Source organism: Hyphomicrobium sp. D-2, assembly GCF_029872155.1.
Classification (GTDB): Bacteria; Pseudomonadota; Alphaproteobacteria; order Rhizobiales; family Hyphomicrobiaceae; genus Hyphomicrobium_A.
This window is the reverse complement of the sequence record NZ_JARXLA010000001.1, coordinates 128,523-150,938: the sequence shown is the minus strand read 5'-3', so window position 1 is coordinate 150,938 and position 22,416 is coordinate 128,523. Positions and strand designations below refer to the sequence as shown.

The window sequence follows — 22,416 nt, the reverse complement described above, 5'->3', positions numbered from 1 at the left end:
GGCGTTAGCAGTCTAGTCACCCAGCCTTAAGCTAACGCTATCTGGTCACGCTTTGTCGGTCAGCTCACGGATGGCGCGCGTCAGCGCTTCCATCACACCCTGCTCGCTGATGGCATGCCCGGCGCGATCCAGCATCTCCAGCCTGCAATTGCCCCACGCCTCGCTCAACGCATAAGCTGTATGCGGCGGGCACAGCAGATCGTAGCGCCCCTGCACGATCACCCCCGGAATGCCGCGCAGTTTCGACGCTTCGCGCACAAGCTGATCCGGCTGCAGGAAGAAGTCATTGCGGATGTAGTGCCCTTCGACGAACGGCGTCGGCGGCAGGCGCTCACTGCGTCCGGTCGATGGCGCAATCCGCGACTGCCCCGGCGCCAGCTCAGACAGCGCACGCTCATAGCTCGCCCAGATTTCCGCCGCCGGACGATGAACTCTAGGATTCGGATCGGCCAGCCGCTCCAGATATGCAGCCAGCGGATCGGCCCGTTCAGCCTCGGGAAGCGCACCGACAAAATCTGCATACAGCTCCGGCCGGAACAGCTTCGGCCCTTCGACGAAAGCCCACTCGACCTCGCGCCGCGTGCCCAGGAACACCGCGCGCAACGCCAGCCCTGCGACACGCTCGGGATGCGCTTCGGCATACGCCACCGCCAGCGTTGAGCCCCATGAACCGCCAACAACGATCCAGCGCTCGATGCCAAAGTGCGTGCGGATCGCTTCGATGTCCGCAATCAGTTTCTGCGTGGTGTTTTCCTGCAGCGACAGATACGGATGGCTGCGTCCTGCGCCGCGCTGATCGAACAGCAACGCGTGATGGCGCTCCGGGTCGAACAGCCGCCGATGCAGATGCTGCGATCCGCTGCCCGGACCGCCATGCAGAAACAGCGCCGGAACGCCATCACTGCGTCCCACCTCCTCGACATAGATCCAGTGACCATCGCCGACATCCAGCATGCGCGCATCGAACGGGCGCAACGGCTGAGCTTCGCGTGATGACGACATGCTGATTAACCTCGATGCGCTCACAGCAGCGGAATGCGATAGGTCACGAGCGCGCGCGTCTGCGGCTGCTGCGTCTCGCCGGGCGGATTATCGGGAAACGCAACCGCCGAGTGGAACACCTGCACGCTCAAGTTCCGCAACGGTCCCTGCGATGGAGCATATTCCAGCTCGATGTTGAACTCATTCTGACGGCCGAGCGAATTGCCGGTTTGCGGTTCGATTGCACCCCACGACCAGCCGTAGAATGTCTGAGCCTTGATACCGTCTATCAGAATTTTCGAGAAGTCGTAGGCGGCGCCAATGACAATCGCTTGCTGACCGGCATCGTTGAAGTTGAGCTGATCAAGCGTTGTGTAAGTTGGAAAGCTGCCGAAAGGGCTTTTCAGAGCCGCTGCGCTGCTATTATGCGACCCTGAAACAAAAATGGTTGCATTGGCGTAGCTGGCAGCAAATCGCTCAGTTATCTGATGGGTATTGTAGGGCGCCCCCGGAAGTAGATTGGATCCGACCGTGCGTTGATCAGTGAAGCCGACATTGAAGCGTAACTCGATCGGCTTCAGATCGACGAACCAATCCACCGCGCCATACGCCGTGTTCACGACGTCAGGGATCAGATAGTTGATCGCGCCGATGGTCAATCCTCTGGCGGGCCTGTATTTGGCGCCACCAAGAAAAACGCCGCGGTCCTCCGCTACGCCAAGCGCCTCGGAGAAGGAATTGAAATGGCTGCTGTCACGCGCCTTGAAGCCCCATAGGTAAGCGAAGCCGTAATCAAAAATTTGCGCCTCGTCGCGGCTGCGCAACAGCGTGATGCCTTCGAACGAATTGGGGATGATGCGATTGTCCTGCGGATTGATGTACGGCGTCTTGATCAACTGACGGCCGATCACAACCTGCTGTCCGAACCCGCGCAGCCTCGCGTTGGCGATGGCAATCGAGCTTACCTCCGCCTGGTTCTCCGTCAGCAGCAGCGTGCCGCCTTCGCCAGCCGGCGCCCACAGCGGCTGCGATGTTGCGACGGCGGCCTGCAATTGCAGCCAGTCGTCATAAAAGCCGGTTTCAATCGCGAGCGCCGTTCCCGCCGCCCATGCCCGCGACGGCGGACCGGTTGCATTGTCTCGGTCGAGCGGCTGCGTGCGCAGATACAGCGACGCCTTCATGTCGCGGAAAAACGGATCAGCCGTGCGCAGCCGCTGCTTCAGGTCCTGCAACAGCACCGGCTCGCGATCGCTCGTCGCCTCAGCGTCAACATCGGGCGTCGGCTGATGGCGCGGACCACCGGGCAGCGCCGGCTGGTGATCGAACGTGCGATCAATTGGGCTGTAAACTTCCCTGGCGGAGGACGGAATTCGCACCGTAGCGTCGTCCTGCCCGGCTCTCGCAGTCGGCATCACACCGAGCAACGCCAGCACGATCGCGCCGCGCAACAGCGTGGCGGATGCGCGTGCGACACTGGCCTGACGTCGAGCGGTGACCATGGATAGCTGGCGAATCAACCCTGCCTCAACCTTCGCATTGCATATCACAATCCGAACGGCGGACAGCCGGCAACGGGCTGGGCAACCGAGCGCGTCAAGCTAGCGGGTTTTTGCTGACCGCTGAGCGTACCCGGAGCGGCGCTCAGACCTTGCCGAGCACGCGGCCGGCAACGGCATCAAGCTTGGCCATCAACGCGGGTGCGCGCGCCTCCGGCGCTGTGATGATCGCAACATCCAGCGCCGTATCGGACCCAAGCGGACAGGGCTGATGCTCGCGCGGGAACTGCGCCGCCAGCCTGTGCACCAGACGTTGCGCCTTCAGGGTGTTGTCCTTCATCACTGCGATGACAGCCGCCACATCGACGTGCGCAACTTCCTCGTGCCAGCAGTCGTAATCGGTCACCATGGCGACGGTCGCGTAGCAGATCTCGGCTTCGCGGGCGAGTTTGGCTTCCGGCATGTTGGTCATGCCGATCACATCACAGCCCCAGTTGCGATAGAGGAAGGATTCCGCGCGCGTCGAAAACTGCGGGCCTTCCATCACCAGATAGGTGCCGCCCTTAGTGTAGTCGATGTCTTCAGCTTTCGCCGCCTGCTCGATTGCATCAACCAACAGTGGGCTGACCGGATGCCCCATCGAAACATGCGCCACGCAGCCATCGCCGAAGAAGCTTTTCTCGCGCGCGAACGTACGGTCGATGAACTGATCGACCAGCACGAAATGGCCCGGCGCGTACTGATCCTTCAGCGAACCGCAGGCGGATATTGAAACCAGGTCCGTCACGCCAGCGCGCTTCATCGCATCGATGTTGGCGCGGTAGTTGATGTGCGTCGGCGAGACGCGATGCCCGCGCCCGTGCCGGGGCAGAAAGCGGAACGGCAAACCGTCGACCTCAGCGAACAGGATCTCATCGGAAGGATCACCCCACGGCGTCGACACCTTCTCCCAGTGAGGATTTTCGATGCCCGGCAGGTTGTAGAAACCGCTGCCACCGATGATGCCCAGAACGGATTTCGCCACGGTCTTCCCCCGACAGATGAAGTGCTTCCGGAAAAGTGGAAACCGGTTTTCCGGCAAGAAGCACGATAAAACAAACAGCGAGAGCCTTTTAGCGATTAAACGAGACGCTGAAAGGCTCTGTTCAGCCGCTGTTGCGTGCACTGTTGTTGAACCTGCATGGCGCCGGGTCAAGCGCCGATCGAACTGCCTCTAGCATCCCCACCCACACGCAAAAACGCCGCCGGAGATTCTCCGACGGCGTTTGAAACTGATGCAAATCTGTGACGCGCTTATATCAGTGCTCGATGCGCGACCAGATCTTGCGCTTCACCAGATACAGCAGCACCGTGGTGATCAGCAGATACAGCATCACCTGCCAGCCGAGACGCTTGCGCGTATCCAGCGTCGGGTCGGATGCCCAGGCCAGGAATGCGGTCACGTCGCGCGCGTTCTGCTCCAGCGTCGCCTTCACGCCAGCTTCGGGCTGATACTCAACCGGCGCGTCCTTGATCAGCGGTGGCGGCATCGCCAGCTGATTGCCGTGGAACGCGGTGTTGTAATACATGCCGTCGCCCACGGTCACGCCGGCCGGCGGCTCATGATATCCTACCAGCAGCGCATAGAGATAGTCAGCGCCGGCTTCCTGATAGCCCGTCACAATGTCCACCAGCATGTGGAACCAGTGGCTGTACCAGGGTGCATGGGTTTCGATCGTGCGCGCCTTGACGATCAGCGACAGATCCGGCGGCAGCGCGCCGCCCTGAGCCGCGCGGGCCTGCACGTCGTTCTTGTAAGGGCCAACCATCTGATCGGCTGGGCCAGGCAGACGGTCGATCGGGTTACCCTGATCGTCCAGCTCGCCTGAGATCTGATACGGCCATGAAGCGGCCAGCGCCTTGATCGCCGCTTCCGGGAACATCGGGCCGCCCGGCTCCGCCAGGTTGCGGAAGCGTACACGCTTCAGGCCGTGACAGGCGGTGCACACCTGCTGATAAACCTGAAAACCGCGCTGCAGCTGAGCCTGATCGTACTGGCCGGTGAAGCCGCCGAACGACCATTCCTGGCGCTCGATGGCGTGGCCTGCTGAATCGCCCGCTGCGTTTGCGGCCGAGAACGGCAGTACTGCTGCCATGGCGCCCGCGACTGCGATGGCGACGACCCGGCCGTTAAGCCACGAGCGCTTCATTGAACGTTGCATCGGTCCCATGGCGCCCCTCAGCTCTTCGCGGCCGGCGCCGCCGCGGCAGCACCTTTGTTTTTCGCCAGCACCGCCTCGGTTATTGACCCCGGCACCTTCAGTGGTTTTTCGAACCACCCCACCAGCGGCATGACGACGATGAAGTGCGCAAAGTAGTAGAACGTGAACACCCGCGCCCAGAAAACGTACTCCGCCTCGGCAGGCTTGGAGCCAAGCCAACCCAGCGCCACGCAGGAGAACACGAACAGCCAGAAGAACCAGCGATACAGCGGACGATACTTGGTCGAGCGCACCTTGCTGGTATCCAGCCACGGCACCAGCACCAGGATGGCGATGGCACCGAACATCGCGATCACGCCACCCAGCTTGGAGGGGATTGCGCGCAGGATCGCGTAGAACGGCAGGAAGTACCATTCGGGAACGATGTGCGGCGGCGTCACCAGCGGGTTAGCTTCGACGTAGTTGTCGGCGTGGCCGAGGTAGTCGGGCAGGAAGAATGCGAACCAGCAGAAGAACAGCAGGAAGGCGAACATGCCGACCGCATCCTTCGAGGTTGCATACGGCGTGAACGGCACGCCATCGGAAGGCGTCTTCACGTCCAGGCCCATCGGGCTGTTCTGACCCACCACGTGCAGCGCCCAGACGTGCAGGACAACGAGGCCCGCCAGCACGAACGGCAGCAGATAATGGAGGCTGAAGAAGCGGTTGAGCGTAACGCCGGTCACCGAGTAGCCGCCCCACAGCCATTCAACAACGGTGGTGCCGAGGCCCGGCACGATGCTGTCGATGGACGAGAACAGGTTGGTGATAACCGTGACGCCCCAGAAGCTCATCTGGCCCCACGGCAGCGAGTAGCCCATGAACGCCGTGGCCATCATGACGATGAAGATGATGACGCCGATGATCCAGAGGATTTCGCGCGGTGCCTTGTACGAGCCGTAGTAGAGGCCGCGGAAGATGTGAACGTAGGCGGCGATGAAGAACATCGAGGCGCCGACCGCGTGCAGGTTGCGGATCAGCCAGCCGAAGTTCACGTCGCGCCGGATGCGCTCAACCGAGTCGAACGCCATTTCGCCGCTTGGCTGGTAGTGCATCGCCAGCACAATGCCGGTGACGATCTGGGCCATCAGGCAGAACGAGAGAATGCCGCCGAAGGTCCACCAGTAGTTCAGGTTGCGCGGCGTCGGAAAGTCGACGAACTGCGCATGAAACATCCGCCCGACAGGCAGACGCTCGTCCATCCACTTGCCGACTTTAGTCGTCGGCTTATAGCTGCTGTAAGAAATTCCAGACATGGAGTCCGCCCGCCCGTCAGCCGATCTTGATCAAGGAACCGGATACGAAATTATAGACCGGCACCTCAAGATTGCGGGGTGCTGGACCTTTGCGAATTCGGCCCGCGGTGTCGTAGTGCGAGCCATGGCACGGGCACAGCCAGCCGCCAAAGTCGCCCTTGCTGTCACCCTGCGCCTGACCCTTCGGCACGCAGCCGAGATGGGTACAGATGCCGACCATGATCAGCCAGTTCTCGTGGCCGTCCTTGGTGCGGTTGGGGTCCGTTGCGAGAGCATCTTCGGGCAGCGCAGCGTTGCGCGCGTATTCGTCGATGAGGTCTTTCATCGGCACCGCTTTGGCGACCGCGATTTCCTCTTCGGTACGGTGGCGAATGAACACGGGCTTGCCGCGCCACAGCACAGTAATGGCCTGGCCCACCTTCACCGGTGACAGATCCACCTCGATCGATGCCAGCGCCTGCGCGCCCGCGTCGGGGTTCATCTGCTGGATGAAGGGCCAAAGCGTCATCGCGCCGCCAACAGCTGCGAAGGCGCTGGCCGCGAGAACGAGAAAGTCCCGGCGATCCGGTTCTTCGGCTTCAATTGCCACGGGAGCCTCCGCTAGGGCGCTGGACAGATGTCGTGCCGCACTTAACTTTGTTTTTTTATCCGTCGGCTGGCACCGACGGGCAGCACTCGCATCTGAGGACGTCTGCCGTCAAAATCGGGCACGGTGAGTGCGATAGGCCTACAAAACGGAGCCCGCCGCTATGCGGTTTATTGACATTGTTCTAAACGGCGCTCAAGCCTGCGGCGCGAGATAGGCATAGGCAATTTGGCGCACAGCGGCCTTACCGCAGTGCGATCCCACGGAAAAAACAGATTCAAGTCATTCTGCCGCGTCTTGCGCAAGAAACCCGCCGGACTGGCGCGCCCATAGCTCAGCATAAAGTCCACCCCGCCGCAGAAGCTCGGCATGCGAGCCTTCTTCAACGATCCGTCCCTTATCCATGATCACGAGGCGGTCCATGGCGGCGATGGTGGAAAGCCGATGCGCAATCGCGATCACCGTTTTGCCTTCCATCAGATTGACCAGCTGCTCCTGAATCGCCGCTTCCACTTCGCTATCCAGCGCACTGGTGGCTTCGTCCAGCACCAGGATCGGCGCATCCTTCAGCAGCACGCGCGCAATCGCCACTCGCTGGCGCTGTCCGCCGGAGAGTTTTACGCCACGCTCACCGACATGGGCTGCATAGCCGCTGCGGCCGTGGGCATCGTGCAGATTGGCAATGAAGTCATGGGCTTCCGCCTTCCTGGCGGCAGCGATGGCTTCCACTTCGCCCGCGTCGGGACGACCATAGAGGATGTTGTCCAGCACCGAGCGATGCAGCAGCGACGTATCCTGCGTGACCATGCCGATCTGCGCGCGCAGACTGTCTTGCTGCACCTGCGAGATATCCTGCCCGTCGATCAGGATGCGGCCACTATCGAGATCGTAGAAACGCATCAGCAGGCCAACGAGCGTGGATTTGCCAGCGCCTGAACGGCCGACCAGTCCCACCTTCTCACCCGGCGCAACGCGCAGCGACAGATCCTCGATCACGCTGCCACGGTTTGCTTCCGCATCGCGCCCGTAGTTGAAATGGATGTGGTCGAAAACGATCTCGCCCTTGTCGACGGTCAGCGCCTTGGCTCCCGGCACGTCCACCACGGTGCGGTCGCGCGCGATGGTTTCCAGGCCGTCCTGCACGATGCCGACGTTTTCAAACAGGCCCGCCATCTCCCACATGATCCAGTGGGACATACCCTGCAGACGCAGCACCAATCCCACCGACAGCGCGATGGCACCGGTTGTTACAGCATCGATGGACCACAGCCACAACGCCGTCGCCGCCACCATGAACAGCAGCGCGCCGTTGAGCCAGTTCAGCACCACCGTCAGCAGCGTCACCAGCCGCATCTGCGTGTGCACCGTATCGAGAAACGCACGCATGCTTTCGTATGCGTATCGATCCTCACGCTCGGCGTGGGCGAACATCTTGACGGTAGCGATGTTGGTATAGCTGTCCACCACGCGCCCGGTCATCACCGAGCGGGCGTCGGACTGCGCATGGGAAATCTTGCCGAGGCGCGGAATGAAGTAGCGCATCGCCAGCAGGTATCCGACCAGCCAGATCAGCAGCGGCCCCGACAAACGCAGATCGGTGGAGGCAAACAGCACCACCGCGCCGGTGAAGTAGATGCACACGTAAAGCATCACTTCGGTGACTTTCGTCACCACCTCGCGCACCGACATCGCGGTCTGCATCACCTTGGTGGAGACGCGCCCGGCAAAGTCGTCGTTAAAGAACTCCATTGACTGACGCAGCACATAACGGTGCGCCTGCCAGCGCGTCGCCATGGTGAAGTTGCCGACCAGCCCCTGATGGACAATGGCTTCATACAGGAACTTGAGCGTCGGCAGGATCAACAGCACCAGCAACGCCATGCCGGCCAGGAACCAGCCGTGGGTTGACCAGAACGTCGCCTGATCGGCCTGCGCCAGCCAGTCCACCAGTCGGCCCAGGAAGCCGAACAGCGACACCTCAATCAACGCGATCGTAGCCGACAGCACCGCCGAAGCTGCCAGCATCGGCAGGAACGGGCGCGTGTAATGGTAGACGAACGCCCAGAACGTCGCCGGCGGCTTGGTGGGCTGGTTCGCGGGGAAGGCATCGATACGCTGTTCGAGCCAACCAAAAATTCGGGCGATCATTGAGAACTCCACCCTTGCCAAACCGATCCTGTGCAGCGGCGACGGCATCGCTGCGTCTTAACATCGGCCTCAAAATGCAAGGCTTTTCCTGGCCTTGGAGCCCCGCTTGAAACGATGCGCCCCTAGACATTGTCGCCCGGGATATATAGGGGGAATTGCGCCAACAAAAGGGTTTGAGGGACAGACGCGACATGCAGGCAAGCGAAACGGGCAATAACGGACAGAACGGCCCGCTGGATAGCAACCTTGCTGAGCATAAGCAAAAGGCCGAGGCCTGGTTCCAGCAACTCCGCGACAGCATCTGCTCCGCGTTCGAGCGGCTGGAGGATGACCTCCCCGCTGGCGCCCCCCTGTCCGACATGGCTCCGGGCCGCTTTGTCCGCACGCCCTGGAACCGCACCGACCATACCGGCGCCCCCGGCGGCGGCGGTGTCATGAGCATGATGGGCGGCCGCGTGTTCGAGAAGGTCGGCGTGCACACCTCATCCGTGCACGGTGAATTTGCCCCCGAATTCCGCAAGCAGATCCCCGGTGCCGAGGAAAACCCGAACTTCTGGGCCTCGGGCATTTCGCTGATCGCGCATCCGCAGAACCCCAACGTTCCCGCCGTGCACATGAACACGCGCATGGTCGTCACCTCGAAGTGGTGGTTTGGCGGTGGCGCTGATCTGACGCCGGTGCTGGACCGCCGCCGCGTTGAGGGCGACGCCGACTCTCTGGCGTTCCATGCCGCGATGTATGGCGCCTGCGCCGGACACCCGATCGCCGATTACACGCGCTACCGCGAATGGTGCGATGAGTATTTCTACCTGCCGCACCGCAAGGAAAAGCGCGGCATCGGCGGCATCTTCTATGATTACCTGACGCCGCCCGAGGCCGACGGCGGCTGGGACGCCGCGTTCGCGTTTACGCAGGATGTCGGCCGCGCCTTCGAGCGCGTCTATCCGATGCTGGTGCGCGGCAACTACACCCAGAAGTGGACCGACGCCGACCGCGAGGAACAGCTCGTGCGCCGCGGCCGCTACGTCGAGTTCAACCTGCTTTATGACCGTGGCACGGTGTTCGGCCTCAAGACCGGTGGCAACGTCGATTCAATCCTGTCGTCGATGCCGCCTGTGGTGAAGTGGCCGTAAACGCGAGATCACACGCACGCACGGAGCGCACCTACTCACGCCGCCGATCTCCGCGGATCCGACCAACGCGAACGTGCCTGCGATGGTCATACGCCACGCACGCACGTGCAGATGGCCTGATAGACTCGCGCCGCGCAAGGGCAATTGCGATAGCCATGGCTCCCTTGCACCTGCCGAAACCGATGGCTTGTGCACAGGCGACGCGGCCTCTGCGTCGCGTTCAGCCTGCTCTATGATCGCGGCATGGTGTTCGGCCTCAAGACCGGCGGCAACGTCGATTCAATCTGTCGTCGATGCCGCCCGTGGTGAAGTGCCCCTAACGCGCGATCACGCGCTCCTACGTACGCCCCCGATCTCCACGGGGCCGGACCAACGCGAACGTGCTGCGATGATCGTGCGCCACGCACGCACTCGCCGAGAGCCTGATAGACGCGCGCCGCGCAAGGCAATTGCGATAGCCATGCCCTTGCACCTGCCGATACCGATGGCCTGCCAGCCACGACGCAACGCGGCCGCTACGTCGAGTTCAACCTGCTTTATGCTCGGGGCACGGTGTTCGGCCTCAAGACCGGTGGCAACGTCGATTCAATCCTGTCGTCGATGCCACCGTGGTGAAGTGGCCGTAACGCGCGTTCGCACACAAGTGCCTGACACGCACTCGCCGATGGCCGATAGACTCGCGGTGCGCAGGGCAATGCCCCCTTTGCACCTGCTGATACCGATGGCCTGCCGGCCACGACGCAACGCGTCAGCGCCACGGCGACGGCGACTGATCCCTGCCCCTGCCCCTGCCCCTGCCCCTGCCCCTGCCCCTGCCCCTGCCCCTGCCGTCCCGCTCGCCCAAAGCGCCTCAGCTCAGCGCGCGACCAGATCGATCACAACAACACTGGCGTTGTCGGGCGCGCCGCGCTCAAGCACCGCTTGAACAATCGCATCAGCCGCATCCTGTGGCGACGCAGCGGCCGCGGCCAGCGCATACACGGCGTCAGCATCGAGCAGATCGAACACGCCGTCCGACCCGAGCACCACAAACCGATCGTCAGCCTGACGCGCCACCTGCACCACTTCCGGCTCGTGCCCGATCACCGGTCGATAGGCAAACAGGCCCAGCGCGCGCGACAGTGCGATACCCGACTTGGCATCAACATCCGGTGCGTAAACACGCACCGGGCCATGCGGAATGGTCTCGCCGTTATCGAGCCACCGCTCCTCGCGACCAATGCGGCCGCCCGCAGCCTGCACCCGGCCTGCTTCATCCTCGCGGCTCGGCTGATGCCGGTTCACCAGCGGCACGGCCGTGAACCCCGACTCGTTGTTGCAGGCGCGGAACAGATAGGCCGGCGAGTCGCCAACCCACGCGATCGACAATGTCTGCGGCTGCACAACCGCAACCACTGCGGTGCTGCCGCACGTTATCGGCGGATCGAGCTCACGCAGTCTTGCATCAACATTGGCAAATGCATTCGCCAGCGCCGCTTGCACATCCGTTGCGCCATCGCGGATACCGTCTGCCAGCATGACTGGCAGACTGCGCGCAACGAAGCCGCTCGTCCGCGCACCACGCATGCCGTCGAACACGCCCGCAATCACCGCATCGCCGGTATGCAGGACGCATGCGGCATCCTCCATCGCCAGCCGCACCTTGCCGATGCTGCTAGCGATACCGACGCCGTCAATCACATCAGCCGCGCTCCACAGCACCAGCTCCGGCGCAGGATGCACAACCGACACGTTGCCCCCGTCCCCATCCTCGCCGCCATCCGGCGCGCTTGCGTTCAGCAACTGCACAATCTCACTGAACGCCGGCCTGTCATCCGCATCAGCGCTCCAGCACCGCGCTGCAAGCTGCTTCAGCGCTTCATCGCCGTGTTGCCACTCGGGCCGGAAACCTTCGTCCACCACCTTGCTGGCGAAGTACGCCGCCGAGATCGAACCCGGCATGCAGGTCGCCACATTCGAATAGGCGCGCGAACCGCCATGCAGCACCTCAAACATGAGAATGCCGAACGCGTACACATCCACTTTCCGGTCGTATGGCTTCCAGCCCAGCAGTTCCGGCGCCATATGGAACAACGATCCGACCGGCTCTTCCAGCTGCGAACCCTGCGCCAGCACGACCGCGCGATCGAAGTCGGAAACTTTGGCTTTCACGCCGAATGCGGCGCCACCGTTGCCACTGCCACCATCCGTATCGCTGAAGACGAGAATGTTCTCCGCCTTCAGATCCCGATGCACCAGATCGGGCGCATGCATATGGGCCATCGCAGCCGCGATCTGCGCCAGCAGCGGGCGAACCGCATCCGCCTCAACCCGGCGCCAGTCGCCACGCGTCTGTTCGATGAGGAAGCGATCGAGTGGGCCACGATCGGCCCGCTCCATCATCCGGATCAGATGATCGGCCGTTCCGCCAACACCCCGCAGCCGGACCGTGCCATCACTCTCTTGCGCAGCACCTTGCAGCCGCGCGCAGACGTCGATCTCATTCGCGGCCAGCGCCGCAGTCCGCCACGGGCTGAGCTTGTAGATGACGTCCGGCGTCGCTTCATCGGTGACGATGATGGTGCCATTCGGCAGCCTGCGGCCTTCGCTCGGCGGCGGATGGCTGACATAGGGGATCGACAGCGGATCGCCGGACAGCCTGGGAGCGTGCAGCAGTATATGTGGAGACGACATGGACCAGACCCGGTGAAGATGCTGCCGGGCCTGCGGATTGAATAGCCCTCGTCCCCAACAGCAAACGGCTGGGAATCGTGGCTGGCATTATGGGAACGATACGTCGCAGGAGGCAGGCCACGGAAGCCGGGTAGCCATGCGTCAGGCGCAGAGCGGCGCTAAGGCGGTACCGGATCAGCAAACGCCAGCGCACCCACACGGAAGCGCTGCGCTGCGGAGCGCGAAATCACAGCCTTCTCAGCAGTGCTGCGTGCGATCAGAAGCGGTGCACGAAACCGAAGTCGATCACGTCCATCTCCGGTGTGATCGTGCGCTGCCCAACCGGCAGAACGGAAAACGTTTCGCTGTCAAAATCGATGCGGCGGTAGCCAGCATAGACCGTCAGCTCGTTATTCCAGATGTATTCAAGGCCACCGCCATACGTCCAGCCGGACAGCCCCTGGCTGCTCTTGGCGCCGGTGGTGATGTCCTTCACCTCAAGCCCGCCGTAGGCATAGCCGCCCGTGGCGTAAGGCAGCCAGCGTCCAAGACCGACGCCCAGCTTACCGCGCACCGTGCCGTAATAATTCAGCTCCGACTTGTAGAGACCGGCACCGGCGCCGCGACCTTTACCGTCAGCGAACGAGTAGAAGGCGTCGGTGATGAAGCCCAGCAGGATGTTGTTGGCGTAATAGTCGTAGCCAAGCTTACCGCCGATCGAGATGCCGGCTGTGTCCTTGAGCAGCGAGCCACCGGAACCCTTGAGGTTCACCTGATCGTTGATGGCCCAGTCCGGCGACAGGATGAAGCCGTTGCGAGAGCCATCGATGTCGACCAGCTCTCCGTCCGTGGCCCAGGCGATGCTTGGAATCCGGAAGGGATCATAGGCATGGGCTGCGTGCGGCAGGCTGACAGCCAGCGCTAAGATGCTCAACGCAATACCCGCGCCAATGCGCGTCTGAAAGACAGCAGACATGGATGCCCCCGGTTATCCCGACTGAGAATCCTACGCCTGTGCCGCGTTCTTGTCTGATGCAGATTTGCATCGTCTACAGAAAAATCCGACGATGAACGGTGGCGCGCCGGGGCGCCATGCCCCGCACTCTCTTCATGACGCGCCCCGACCCGACACCTAACGGCGCGAGGCGATCACCTCATCGAACGCCTCGGCAAATTCCACCGCTCCCGGCTTGCGCGAGCTGGCGTCCATGCGGCGCGTGAACTCGGCCAGCAGTTCCGCCGATGTCTTATCGTTGACCATCTTGTTCACATAGTAGGCGCGGCGGGCGAAGAAATTCGTCGTCGGCGCCGTCAGGCCGACCGGCTGCATCATTTCCAGCCCCGTCCCCGGGCCCGAAAGGTTCATCAGCTCGATCTCTTCGCCGGAAAGGTTGGTCACGCCCTTGCGCTGAGCGAAGTCCTTCAGGCCGCGCAATTTCAGCGCCTGCAACCACGGGCCGATATCGCCATCGAGATTGATCGCATGCATGCCATAGCCGCGCGATGTCTTGGCAAAGTCCACATGGCGATACCAATCATTCGGCACCGACTTGGCGCTCTTCAACATCAGTTGCAGCGAATGGATTTTACGATGCAGCTCATCCGCCCGCGCCTGCGTCGGAGCATTGGCTCTCATGCGCTGCAGCCGTTTGATGAAGTCATCGCCATGCTTCACCAGCTCGCCGACCGTATTGGCATGCAGAAGTTGCGCATACCCGAGCGCCGATGAAATCGGCCGCCCCTTTTTGGTGAGAGGGTTGATGCCGGCCTGCATGTCGGCGGTGCCATTGCCGCCGGTCTCAAGCGCATAGACGCGCACGACCTGGCTTTTCGTCAGCCCCAGCGAAAGCGCTTCATGCGCATAGCGGCGCTTGAACTCGCGCTCGGAAATACGCGTCGGCGTGAATGCATAGTGCTGTCTTGCGGCACTGAGAAAATCGTCGAGGCCCGGGATGGGCTCCGGTTCCTTCTTGCCCGGCTCAGGCGCCTTGCGCGCCTCAAGGAAGCGGCTCCAACGCTGCCGCAGCTCGGGGTTTAAGGTCGGCCCCTTATAGGTCGGCGGGAAAGTCCAGACGTAATCATCCGAGTTGAAGAACTTGGTTTTATTACGCTTGGCGTTGCGGCCCTTGCGCTTGCTCTCAACCTGCGCCCAATAGGCATCCACCGCGCGATCATGCCTTGCGTTGGCCGCGCGCCAGGCGCTGAACTCTGCCTTCTGTGCTGATGGCAGCGTCGCCAGAAAGTCCTGCACGGCATCAGCCAGTGCCACATTGGACAGCCCCGCAAGCCAAAGCAGCAATGTTGCGACTAAGGCAGATCTCAATGTCCGGCCATGCCCGCTAGGCAAGCGCGCCTCCTTTCCAGTTTGAAGCTTTGTCTCGTGCAAATTTACGTTCAACTTGGACGTTATCGTGATTTGTTCGAAAAATGCGAGCCGTTCCGGTCACGCGAGTTCAAATCGATGTGCGCTGCAGGCAATACTTCCAGCCTGCGCCGGCTCTGGCTAATGTATCGCTATGCAACAGCCTAAACTTGTCAGCCCGTCGCCCTTTTCCGAACCTGGCTTCCGCGATCTCGTCTCCGGCGCTCTCAGCCCGACGCAGCCACAGTTCGATCCGGATTCCGAAACACCCAGCGATTACGATCTGACACCCGAACTCATCCCGACACTGGCGCGCACACCGCTGGCCCCTGCTGCGGTTCTGGTGCCGATCGTTACGCATGACAATGTGCTGACCATCTTGCTGACCCAGCGCACAGCCCATCTGAAGCGCCACGCGGGGCAGATCGCATTCCCCGGCGGCCGCATCGAAACCACCGACAAAGATCCGGTTGCCGCCGCCCTGCGCGAGTCTCAGGAAGAGATCGGCCTCGATCCCTCATTCGTCGAACCGATGGGTTATCTCGACGTCTATCGGACCCAGACCGGCTTTCGCATCTATCCGGTCGTCGCGCTCGTCAGCCCGGGGTTCACGCTCACGCTTGATCCGCGCGAAGTTGACGAAGCTTTCGAAGTTCCACTCGCATTTCTGATGGATGTCGCAAATCACCAGACGGCATCACGGCAATGGCTGGGCGCAGAGCGCCGATTTCACGCCATGCCATTCGAACAACGGTATATATGGGGTGTTACCGCTGGCATCCTGAAGAACATGCATAGAAGGCTCTTTGCAGAATGATCCGCATCGTCGCCGAAAACATTTTTTTCTTTCTTCTGCCGACCATAATCTACGTAGCTTACGTTTACATGACGCGCGAAGAAAAGCCGGAGGCAAAGCGCGTACTCAACGATGCGCCGCTGCTCTGGCTGTTTCTGGCCGGCGTCGTTCTTGTCGTCATCGTTCTGGTAAGCTTCGGCAAAATGGAAGGCGGCAAACCCGGACAGGTCTACAAGCCACCGGTTTATAAGGACGGCAAGGTCATCCCCGGCCACTTCGAATAACGGGTTTCCGCTTTTTCGCCCGCATCACAGGATCGCGTGATGGCGTCCAGCAACACCACTTCCCTGCCGCCATCCATAGGCAGCGCCGACTGGCTCCAGCACCCGGCGGCACAGGCTGTGTTCAACGCGCTGACGGTCGATGGCGGCGAGGTGCGCGCGGTCGGTGGCGCGGTGCGCAACGCACTGATGGGCCTGCCGGTGCGCGACGTCGATCTCGCGACGTCCGTGCTGCCTCAGGACGTGATGCGGCTGGCAAAGCAGGCGGGCTTGCAGTGCATCCCGACCGGCATCGACCACGGCACGGTCACCGTTGTCTCGGATGGTATTCCGTTCGAGGTTACGACGCTGCGCCGCGACGTCGAAACCTTCGGACGCAAGGCGCGCGTCAACTTCTCGACCGACTGGCGCGAGGATGCGATGCGGCGCGACTTCACCATGAATGCGCTCTATGCCGACGCCAGCGGCAACGTCCACGATCCGCTCGGTGGATATGGCGATCTCACCCAACGACGCGTCCGCTTCATCGGTGATGCGCGCGCTCGTATCCGCGAAGACTACCTGCGCATCCTGCGCTTCTTCCGCTTCATGGCCGAGTACGGCGATCCCCATGCACCCGACGCCGAGGGCATGGCCGCAACGCGCGCCGAACGCGAAGGGCTGAGCACACTATCGGGTGAACGCATCCGCGCCGAGTTGCTGAAGCTGCTTGCGGCGCCCGGCGCGGTGCCTGCGCTCGTCGCCATGGCGCAGAACGATCTCATCTCACCGCTGATCGGTTCCGCAGGCGATGTGGATGTCGTGGCCCGGCTCGCCGCGATAGAACATGCCCAACAGCTGCAACCGGATCCGATATTGCGCCTCGCAGCGCTCAGCGGCGCGGTGCCGCCGGATGAACTGCAGCGCAAGCTGCGTCTGTCCTCAGCCGAAACCACACGCCTCATCAACGCTGCCCGATGCACTGACGCAGTATTCGATCCAACAGCGGATCAATCCGCAGTGCGCGCCTTTATCTATCGTCATGGCGCGCAAGCGTATCGCGATGGCGCGCTGCTCGCATGGGCTCGCTCGGGCGCGGCGGCCAACGATGCAACGCGCAGTGCCCGCCTTGATCTCGCGCGCGAATGGCAGGTGCCGCAGTTGCCGGTGCGCGGCGCCGATGTCCTGAAGCGTGGCATCCAGCCGGGCCCAGAAGTCGGCAGCATTGTTGCGGCGTTCGAAGACTGGTGGATTGCCGCCGGCTTTCCCGATGATGCACGCGCGCTGGACAGCAAGCTCGACGCCCTGACCGCAGCAAGCCGCAGCAAGAACACCAGCGGCAAGTCCTGACCCGCAAAAGCACCGGAAAAGCAAAACGCCCCGAACTTCAGTCCGGGGCGTCGCAATTTTACAATCGAAGCCGATGCTTCCCGCTTCGCATCAGGGCGAGAACAGCCCCTGGATAACGTCCGACAGCGAATTCGGGCTTGAGTTCGAATACTGCTGCTTGCGCTGTGGCGACCGACGCTGCTGCTGTTGCTGCGGACGACCCTCAGCCTCGGCAATTGCATCCAGATCGGCCGGCTGCTGCTCGAAGCGGATCGATCTTCCGGTCAGCGCCGCCGCCGTGCGGCTGTCGAGACCATAGAAATCGCCGAACGTGTGCAGCTTGCCGTTATCGTCAACCCGCGCCGTCATGTAGGTGATGTGCACCGGAATGTGCGTCGACAGAGCAATCTCGCCACCGCGCGAGAACATGTTGCCCACCTGCGATGACGACCAGCCCTTGTCGTGCTCCAGCAGAGCCTCGGCGAACCGGCGCGGATGATGCACGCGCAGGCAACCGTGGCTCAGCGCCCGGTACGACTTCGCGAACAGATGCCGCTGCGGTGTGTCGTGCATGTAGACGTCATGCTTGTTCGGGAACATGAACTTCACCTCGCCCAGCACGTTCTTCGGGCCGGGCGGCTGGGTGAAGTGATAGGCGCGAATGTCCACCGACGCCCAGTTCACGGAGTTTGGATCGATCCGGCGGCCATTCTGATAGGCCTGCAGATCGTGCGCATCCAGCACCGCCTGGGCGCTATAACCGCCGCCGCCGAACAGGCCGAACAGGCCGCCACCGCCGCTGTTGCTCTTACGCAGAAGCGGTCCAAGTTCCTTGGTCTTGATGCCGTTGGGCACGCCCCAGCTCGGACGAAACACGATCGTCTTCATGTCGGCCGAGAAAACCGGCGTCGGCCATGAGGGCTGCCCCACAACGATCTCGTCGCGCAGGATGACCTCACCGTTCTTCACCACCCGCGTGAGATATTCAGGCACGTTGTCCCACACGTGGAACTCGCCCATGTCGCGCGGCACCCAGCGCCAGCGCTCCATGTTGATGAGAATACGCTGGATCGTGGATTCGGCGCTCGCCCGCGGCGGAGCAGTGCCACCATTCAGAACCTGACGCGTGCCGTTGCCCACCAGGCCGTCAGCCGCAAGGTTGTTGGTGCGCTGGAACTCCAGCACAGCATTGCGCACGCTCTCGTCGAAAACGTTTTCGTCTGCGGGATCGTTAGCCGGAACCTTGAGCCGCTGGCGCACAAGCGCAACCTGATCGTCGGTCACGCCAAGACGCAGCAAACGGCCGGGCGGCAATTTCACCGAGAGAGCAGGATCGACTTCCGGCTCATCCTGAGCCGTGCCGTCAACACCGCGAAGCTCAAGCAGCTTCTTACGCAGCGCCTCAAACTGAGGATGCGGCGGGTGCATGGATGTCAGGTAGACATCCGGGCTGCCGGTAGCCGCCACTTCGCTCAGCACGGTTGCCGGCGCCACAAGATCCGGCGACTGATCCATCAACTGCGAAATGTTGCGAGGGTTGATACGGCCGCCACGAGCGTAGCGCGCATACAGCAACACTGCGGTCGAAACCTGCAGTTCTGCATCCGCTGCCGCTTCCGCCGTCAGCTCCGAAATGCCGATCGAGGGCACACTGAATGCTTCACCCGGCAGGCCCCAGTTCTCGGCGCGGCCGATTTCCGCCACAACGGCCTTGCCCCTGGCGGTGAGACCGGTGGGCGATGCCCACAAAGCCGTGCCGGTGATCTGACCGTAGTAGTTGCTCAGCGCCTCGCGCTCATCATTGGTCAGCGTCTGGCTGAGCGAAGAAAGCTTGGTACGAATGGACGCCACAACGGAATCGGCAGGCGGCAGCACCTGCGCGGTCGAGTCCGACAGCGCCTCACCCGGCGTGGGTACGGCGATAGCAGCGGTGGCCGCTGGCGCAGCGCCATTCGCAGGCGTTGCGGCTGGCTGATGGTCCGGTTCAGGAACCGGCACTGGAGCAACAGCCGCAGAAGTGCTCGGCGCAGCAGCCGGAGCCGCAGGCGCAACCGCATCAACGGCGGCATTGGCAACCGGCGGCGCAGCCACGGCGGGAAGTTCGGAAGCGGTTACAGGCGGTGTCGGAGCAGCGACAGCAGGGTGTGCCTGTGGCTCAGGCTGCGCGTCCAATGCCGCTGCAGCAGGTGCCTGCTCGATAACTGAAGGGCCTGGCGCAGCGTCAATTGCCGCCGGAGGCTGTGACGGTGCCGGATTGACCGACACATAAGGTGTCGTTGTTCCGGTTTCGATCGGTGAAGCGCCAGCGGGTACCACCGCAGCGGAAGCCGGTGCCGGCTGTTGATCCGACGCCGCCGGAGTTGCTGCTGCATCTATAGGCTGCGACTGAGGATGTGGTTCCGGCACAACGTTCGGCGGGCTCAGCGGATGGCCTGAAGGCGTCTCCGTCTGCGCAGCAACTGCAGCCACCGTTGGCTCGGCTACCTGTGCCGTCGCAGCTGCAACAGCTTGAGCCGACACTGCATTTTGTGCGTTCACGGCAGCCAGAGAACCGGCAAACCACAGCACTGCGATCGCCGGCAACATCCCGACGCGCTTCGATACACCCGTTTTTTCGATCATCCCTCAGTCTCCATAGCGCCTGAAGGCTAGGTGGAGAAAATGGCCGTGGCTGGGCCAGAATCGACGCATACGCTGCGTAAACCATGTGGCTATCGATACTATTTTACGTCAAGGCTAACGTGGGTCTGTAACGCAACAGCTGCCGATAAATACTTCGTGAGTCGTGAAAAAGCCCCGGCGAACTGCCGGGGCTTCCATGTTCTGCACAACTATGACGCGAAGGACGGGGCTTAGAAGCCCATATCGCCCATGCCACCCATGCCGCCCGGCATCGGAGCGTGGCTGTGCTCCTTCTTGGGCAGATCGGCGATCATGGCTTCGGTCGTAATCAGAAGGCCTGCAATCGAAGCGGCATCCTGCAGTGCGCAACGCACAACCTTGGCCGGGTCGATGACGCCCTCGGAAACGAGGTCGCCATACTTCAGCGTCTGAGCATTGTAGCCGAAGTTGTAGTCACCCTTGTCGAGGATCTTGCCGACGATCACCGAGCCATCTTCACCCGCGTTGTTGAAGATCTGACGGGCCGGAGCCTGCAGAGCCTTGCGGACGATGTTGACGCCGACGTTCTGATCGTCGTTGGCACCCTTGATCTTCTCCAGCGCCTTGGATGCGCGCAGGAGCGCAACGCCACCGCCAGGAACGATGCCTTCTTCAACGGCTGCGCGGGTTGCGTGCAGCGCGTCGTCGACGCGATCCTTACGCTCCTTGACTTCCACTTCGGTGGCGCCACCGACCTTGAGCACGGCAACACCGCCGGACAGCTTGGCGAGACGCTCCTGCAGCTTCTCGCGGTCGTAGTCAGACGAAGTATCTTCGATCTGAGCCTTGATCTGCTTCACGCGGCCTTCGATGTCATCCTTCTTGCCCGAGCCATCGACAATGATGGTGTTTTCCTTGTCGATGGATACGCGCTTGGCGCGGCCCAGCATCTCCAGCGTGACGTTCTCAAGCTTGATGCCGAGATCTTCCGAGATCGTCTGGCCGCCGGTGAGGATTGCGATGTCTTCCAGCATGGCCTTGCGGCGATCGCCGAAGCCAGGGGCCTTCACAGCAGCAACCTTCAGACCACCGCGCAGCTTGTTGACGACGAGAGTAGCAAGCGCTTCACCCTCAACGTCTTCGGCGATGATAAGCAGCGGGCGGCCCGACTGCACAACGGCTTCAAGCACCGGCAGCATGGCCTGCAGACCGGAAAGCTTCTTCTCGTGAATGAGAATGTAGGGGTTCTCAAGCTCGACGGTCATCTTCTCGGCGTTGGTGACGAAGTACGGCGAGAGATAGCCACGGTCGAACTGCATGCCTTCGACAACATCAAGCTCGGTTTCGAGGCTCTTGGATTCCTCAACCGTGATGACGCCCTCGTTGCCAACTCTCTTCATGGCTTCGGCGAGCTTCTTGCCGATTTCAGTGTCACCGTTGGCGGAGATGGTGCCGACCTGTGCGATCTCGTCGTTGGACTTGATCTTCTGGGCCTTGCTCTTCAGCTCTTCAACGACAGCAGCGACGGCCAGATCAATGCCGCGGCGCAGGTCCATCGGATTGGCGCCGGCGGTAACCGACTTGGCGCCTTCCTTGACAATTGCCTGAGCCAGAACGGTGGCGGTGGTGGTGCCGTCGCCAGCCAGATCGTTGGTCTTGGAAGCGACCTCGCGCACCATCTGTGCGCCCATGTTCTCGAACTTGTCCTCAAGCTCGATTTCCTTGGCGACCGAAACGCCGTCTTTGGTAATGCGCGGCGCGCCAAAGGACTTTTCGATCACGACGTTGCGGCCCTTCGGACCCAGCGTCACCTTCACAGCGTTGGCGAGGATGTCGACGCCGCGCAGCATCTTCTCGCGCGCGTCCTGCGAAAACTTTACGTCTTTTGCAGCCATAGAAAAAACTCCAGTTGGCTTTTCAGCTCAGACCGACAAGCGGTCGAAATGCGTGTTGTTTGCGAGAAGCAATGCTTAGGCGGCGGCCTTGACGCTCGCCTTGCCGTCGATCACGCCGAAGATGTCGCTCTCCTTCATGATGAGGAGGTCTTCGCCGTCGATCTTGACTTCGGTGCCGCTCCACTTGCCGAACAGCACGCGGTCGCCCGGCTTCACATCGAGCGCGTTGACCTTGCCGGTTTCATCGCGCGAGCCGGGGCCGACCGCCACGACTTCGCCCTGCTGCGGCTTCTCCTTCGCGGTATCGGGAATAATGATGCCGCCAGCCGTCTTGGTATCTTCTTCGACGCGCCGAACGACGACACGGTCATGAAGAGGACGAAACTTCATGGATCAAACCTCATGATGCAGTTTGCTATTCGAGAGTTTTTGAAAGCTTTGCGAGCTCGCGCGATCTGGACATCCAAATCGCTGGGTAAGCCAGACCGCCGCTTGGGCCCGCGCCGGGTATATGTGAAAGGCTGCTAGCACTGTCAAGGCGGGAGTGCCAGCGGGCGTCACATAAAAAACAAGGCGCCGCAAACTTGCGTTGCCGCGCCTTAAAAAACTGCTGCCTTACGATCTGATTTAAATCACAAGTTGCATCGACCTGCACCTCCCCACAGTGGGGTCGCCGGGAAT

The 22,416-nt window shown here is 62.0% G+C and carries 17 protein-coding genes and 2 pseudogenes; 6 read left to right on the top strand and 13 right to left on the bottom strand.

Annotated features, from left to right (window positions below; all coding sequences use genetic code 11):
• Positions 1–45 precede the first annotated feature (45 nt).
• From pip to QEZ49_RS00625, 7 genes are all read right to left on the bottom strand, one after another.
• Positions 46–1,002, bottom strand: coding sequence for a prolyl aminopeptidase (gene pip / locus QEZ49_RS00655; RefSeq protein ID WP_280383243.1), 957 nt, complete (start codon positions 1,000–1,002; stop codon positions 46–48).
• A 20-nt stretch (positions 1,003–1,022) separates the two neighbouring features.
• Positions 1,023–2,480, bottom strand: coding sequence for an OprD family outer membrane porin (locus QEZ49_RS00650; RefSeq protein WP_280383214.1), 1,458 nt, complete (start codon positions 2,478–2,480; stop codon positions 1,023–1,025).
• 142 nt (positions 2,481–2,622) lie between these two features.
• Positions 2,623–3,501 carry an S-methyl-5'-thioadenosine phosphorylase gene (locus QEZ49_RS00645; RefSeq protein WP_280383212.1) on the bottom strand — a complete coding sequence of 293 codons (879 nt, stop codon included), beginning with the start codon at positions 3,499–3,501 and terminating at the stop codon, positions 2,623–2,625.
• A 274-nt stretch (positions 3,502–3,775) separates the two neighbouring features.
• Positions 3,776–4,666 (bottom strand): cytochrome c1, encoded by an 891-nt coding sequence (locus tag QEZ49_RS00640; RefSeq protein WP_280383210.1) that lies wholly within the window; start codon positions 4,664–4,666, stop codon positions 3,776–3,778.
• Between the two features lie 29 nt (positions 4,667–4,695).
• The gene (locus tag QEZ49_RS00635; RefSeq protein ID WP_068460284.1) at positions 4,696–5,973 is read right to left on the bottom strand and encodes a cytochrome b N-terminal domain-containing protein; all 1,278 of its coding nucleotides are present in this window, start codon (positions 5,971–5,973) and stop codon (positions 4,696–4,698) included.
• A 16-nt stretch (positions 5,974–5,989) separates the two neighbouring features.
• Positions 5,990–6,562 (bottom strand): ubiquinol-cytochrome c reductase iron-sulfur subunit, encoded by a 573-nt coding sequence (petA, locus tag QEZ49_RS00630; RefSeq protein ID WP_280383206.1) that lies wholly within the window; start codon positions 6,560–6,562, stop codon positions 5,990–5,992.
• A gap of 279 nt (positions 6,563–6,841) precedes the next feature.
• Positions 6,842–8,707, bottom strand: a complete 1,866-nt coding sequence (locus tag QEZ49_RS00625; RefSeq protein ID WP_280383203.1) for an ABC transporter ATP-binding protein — start codon at positions 8,705–8,707, stop codon at positions 6,842–6,844.
• A gap of 191 nt (positions 8,708–8,898) precedes the next feature.
• On the opposite strand from QEZ49_RS00625, the gene hemF reads away from it, so the two are divergent.
• The 3 genes and pseudogenes from hemF to QEZ49_RS00610 all read left to right on the top strand — a co-directional run.
• Complete coding sequence (gene hemF / locus QEZ49_RS00620; protein WP_280383202.1) at positions 8,899–9,840, top strand: oxygen-dependent coproporphyrinogen oxidase; 942 nt, start codon at positions 8,899–8,901, stop codon at positions 9,838–9,840.
• 198 nt (positions 9,841–10,038) lie between these two features.
• Positions 10,039–10,160: pseudogene (locus QEZ49_RS00615) on the top strand (coproporphyrinogen III oxidase); the annotation flags it as partial.
• Between the two features lie 184 nt (positions 10,161–10,344).
• Positions 10,345–10,466, top strand: a pseudogene (locus tag QEZ49_RS00610) (coproporphyrinogen III oxidase); the annotation flags it as partial.
• Between the two features lie 229 nt (positions 10,467–10,695).
• Here the strand turns inward: QEZ49_RS00610 and QEZ49_RS00605 are convergent.
• From QEZ49_RS00605 to QEZ49_RS00595, 3 genes are all read right to left on the bottom strand, one after another.
• Positions 10,696–12,513 (bottom strand): protein kinase, encoded by a 1,818-nt coding sequence (locus QEZ49_RS00605; protein ID WP_280383200.1) that lies wholly within the window; start codon positions 12,511–12,513, stop codon positions 10,696–10,698.
• Positions 12,514–12,769: 256 nt separating this feature from the next.
• A complete protein-coding gene (locus tag QEZ49_RS00600) occupies positions 12,770–13,468 on the bottom strand; it encodes an outer membrane beta-barrel protein (RefSeq protein ID WP_280383198.1) in 699 nt (232 codons plus the stop codon).
• Positions 13,469–13,624: 156 nt separating this feature from the next.
• The gene (locus QEZ49_RS00595; RefSeq protein WP_157066617.1) at positions 13,625–14,761 is read right to left on the bottom strand and encodes a hypothetical protein; all 1,137 of its coding nucleotides are present in this window, start codon (positions 14,759–14,761) and stop codon (positions 13,625–13,627) included.
• Between the two features lie 247 nt (positions 14,762–15,008).
• Between QEZ49_RS00595 and QEZ49_RS00590 the strand changes: the two genes are divergently transcribed.
• From QEZ49_RS00590 to QEZ49_RS00580, 3 genes are read left to right on the top strand one after another with little or no spacing between them, the layout of a single operon-like run.
• Positions 15,009–15,671: a CoA pyrophosphatase gene (locus QEZ49_RS00590; RefSeq protein ID WP_280383194.1), complete on the top strand. Its 663-nt coding sequence runs from the start codon at positions 15,009–15,011 to the stop codon at positions 15,669–15,671.
• Complete coding sequence (locus QEZ49_RS00585; protein WP_280383192.1) at positions 15,668–15,934, top strand: DUF6111 family protein; 267 nt, start codon at positions 15,668–15,670, stop codon at positions 15,932–15,934. The genes QEZ49_RS00590 and QEZ49_RS00585 overlap by 4 nt, the downstream gene beginning before the upstream one ends.
• 39 nt (positions 15,935–15,973) lie before the next feature.
• Positions 15,974–17,260, top strand: a complete 1,287-nt coding sequence (locus tag QEZ49_RS00580) for a CCA tRNA nucleotidyltransferase (RefSeq protein WP_280383190.1) — start codon at positions 15,974–15,976, stop codon at positions 17,258–17,260.
• A 90-nt stretch (positions 17,261–17,350) separates the two neighbouring features.
• On the opposite strand, the gene QEZ49_RS00575 is transcribed toward QEZ49_RS00580, so the two are convergent.
• From QEZ49_RS00575 to groES, 3 genes are all read right to left on the bottom strand, one after another.
• Positions 17,351–19,861 carry a L,D-transpeptidase family protein gene (locus tag QEZ49_RS00575; RefSeq protein WP_280383188.1) on the bottom strand — a complete coding sequence of 837 codons (2,511 nt, stop codon included), beginning with the start codon at positions 19,859–19,861 and terminating at the stop codon, positions 17,351–17,353.
• Between the two features lie 230 nt (positions 19,862–20,091).
• Complete coding sequence (gene groL / locus QEZ49_RS00570; protein ID WP_280383186.1) at positions 20,092–21,735, bottom strand: chaperonin GroEL; 1,644 nt, start codon at positions 21,733–21,735, stop codon at positions 20,092–20,094.
• A 75-nt stretch (positions 21,736–21,810) separates the two neighbouring features.
• A complete protein-coding gene (groES, locus tag QEZ49_RS00565) occupies positions 21,811–22,125 on the bottom strand; it encodes a co-chaperone GroES (protein ID WP_068460530.1) in 315 nt (104 codons plus the stop codon).
• Positions 22,126–22,416 lie beyond the last annotated feature (291 nt).

Excerpts from the sequence above, each read along its gene's own strand:
- QEZ49_RS00625 (WP_280383203.1), bottom strand. The coding sequence starts at position 8,707 with ATGATCGCCCGAATTTTTGGTTGGCTCGAACAGCGTATCGATGCCTTC.
- groES (WP_068460530.1), bottom strand. The coding sequence starts at position 22,125 with ATGAAGTTTCGTCCTCTTCATGACCGTGTCGTCGTTCGGCGCGTCGAA.
- QEZ49_RS00600 (WP_280383198.1), bottom strand. The coding sequence starts at position 13,468 with ATGTCTGCTGTCTTTCAGACGCGCATTGGCGCGGGTATTGCGTTGAGC.
- QEZ49_RS00635 (WP_068460284.1), bottom strand. The coding sequence starts at position 5,973 with ATGTCTGGAATTTCTTACAGCAGCTATAAGCCGACGACTAAAGTCGGC.
- QEZ49_RS00650 (WP_280383214.1), bottom strand. The coding sequence starts at position 2,480 with ATGGTCACCGCTCGACGTCAGGCCAGTGTCGCACGCGCATCCGCCACG.
- pip (WP_280383243.1), bottom strand. The coding sequence starts at position 1,002 with ATGTCGTCATCACGCGAAGCTCAGCCGTTGCGCCCGTTCGATGCGCGC.
- QEZ49_RS00640 (WP_280383210.1), bottom strand. The coding sequence starts at position 4,666 with ATGAAGCGCTCGTGGCTTAACGGCCGGGTCGTCGCCATCGCAGTCGCG.
- hemF (WP_280383202.1), top strand. The coding sequence starts at position 8,899 with ATGCAGGCAAGCGAAACGGGCAATAACGGACAGAACGGCCCGCTGGAT.
- QEZ49_RS00580 (WP_280383190.1), top strand. The coding sequence starts at position 15,974 with ATGGCGTCCAGCAACACCACTTCCCTGCCGCCATCCATAGGCAGCGCC.
- QEZ49_RS00605 (WP_280383200.1), bottom strand. The coding sequence starts at position 12,513 with ATGTCGTCTCCACATATACTGCTGCACGCTCCCAGGCTGTCCGGCGAT.
- QEZ49_RS00575 (WP_280383188.1), bottom strand. The coding sequence starts at position 19,861 with ATGATCGAAAAAACGGGTGTATCGAAGCGCGTCGGGATGTTGCCGGCG.
- groL (WP_280383186.1), bottom strand. The coding sequence starts at position 21,735 with ATGGCTGCAAAAGACGTAAAGTTTTCGCAGGACGCGCGCGAGAAGATG.
- QEZ49_RS00585 (WP_280383192.1), top strand. The coding sequence starts at position 15,668 with ATGATCCGCATCGTCGCCGAAAACATTTTTTTCTTTCTTCTGCCGACC.
- QEZ49_RS00590 (WP_280383194.1), top strand. The coding sequence starts at position 15,009 with ATGCAACAGCCTAAACTTGTCAGCCCGTCGCCCTTTTCCGAACCTGGC.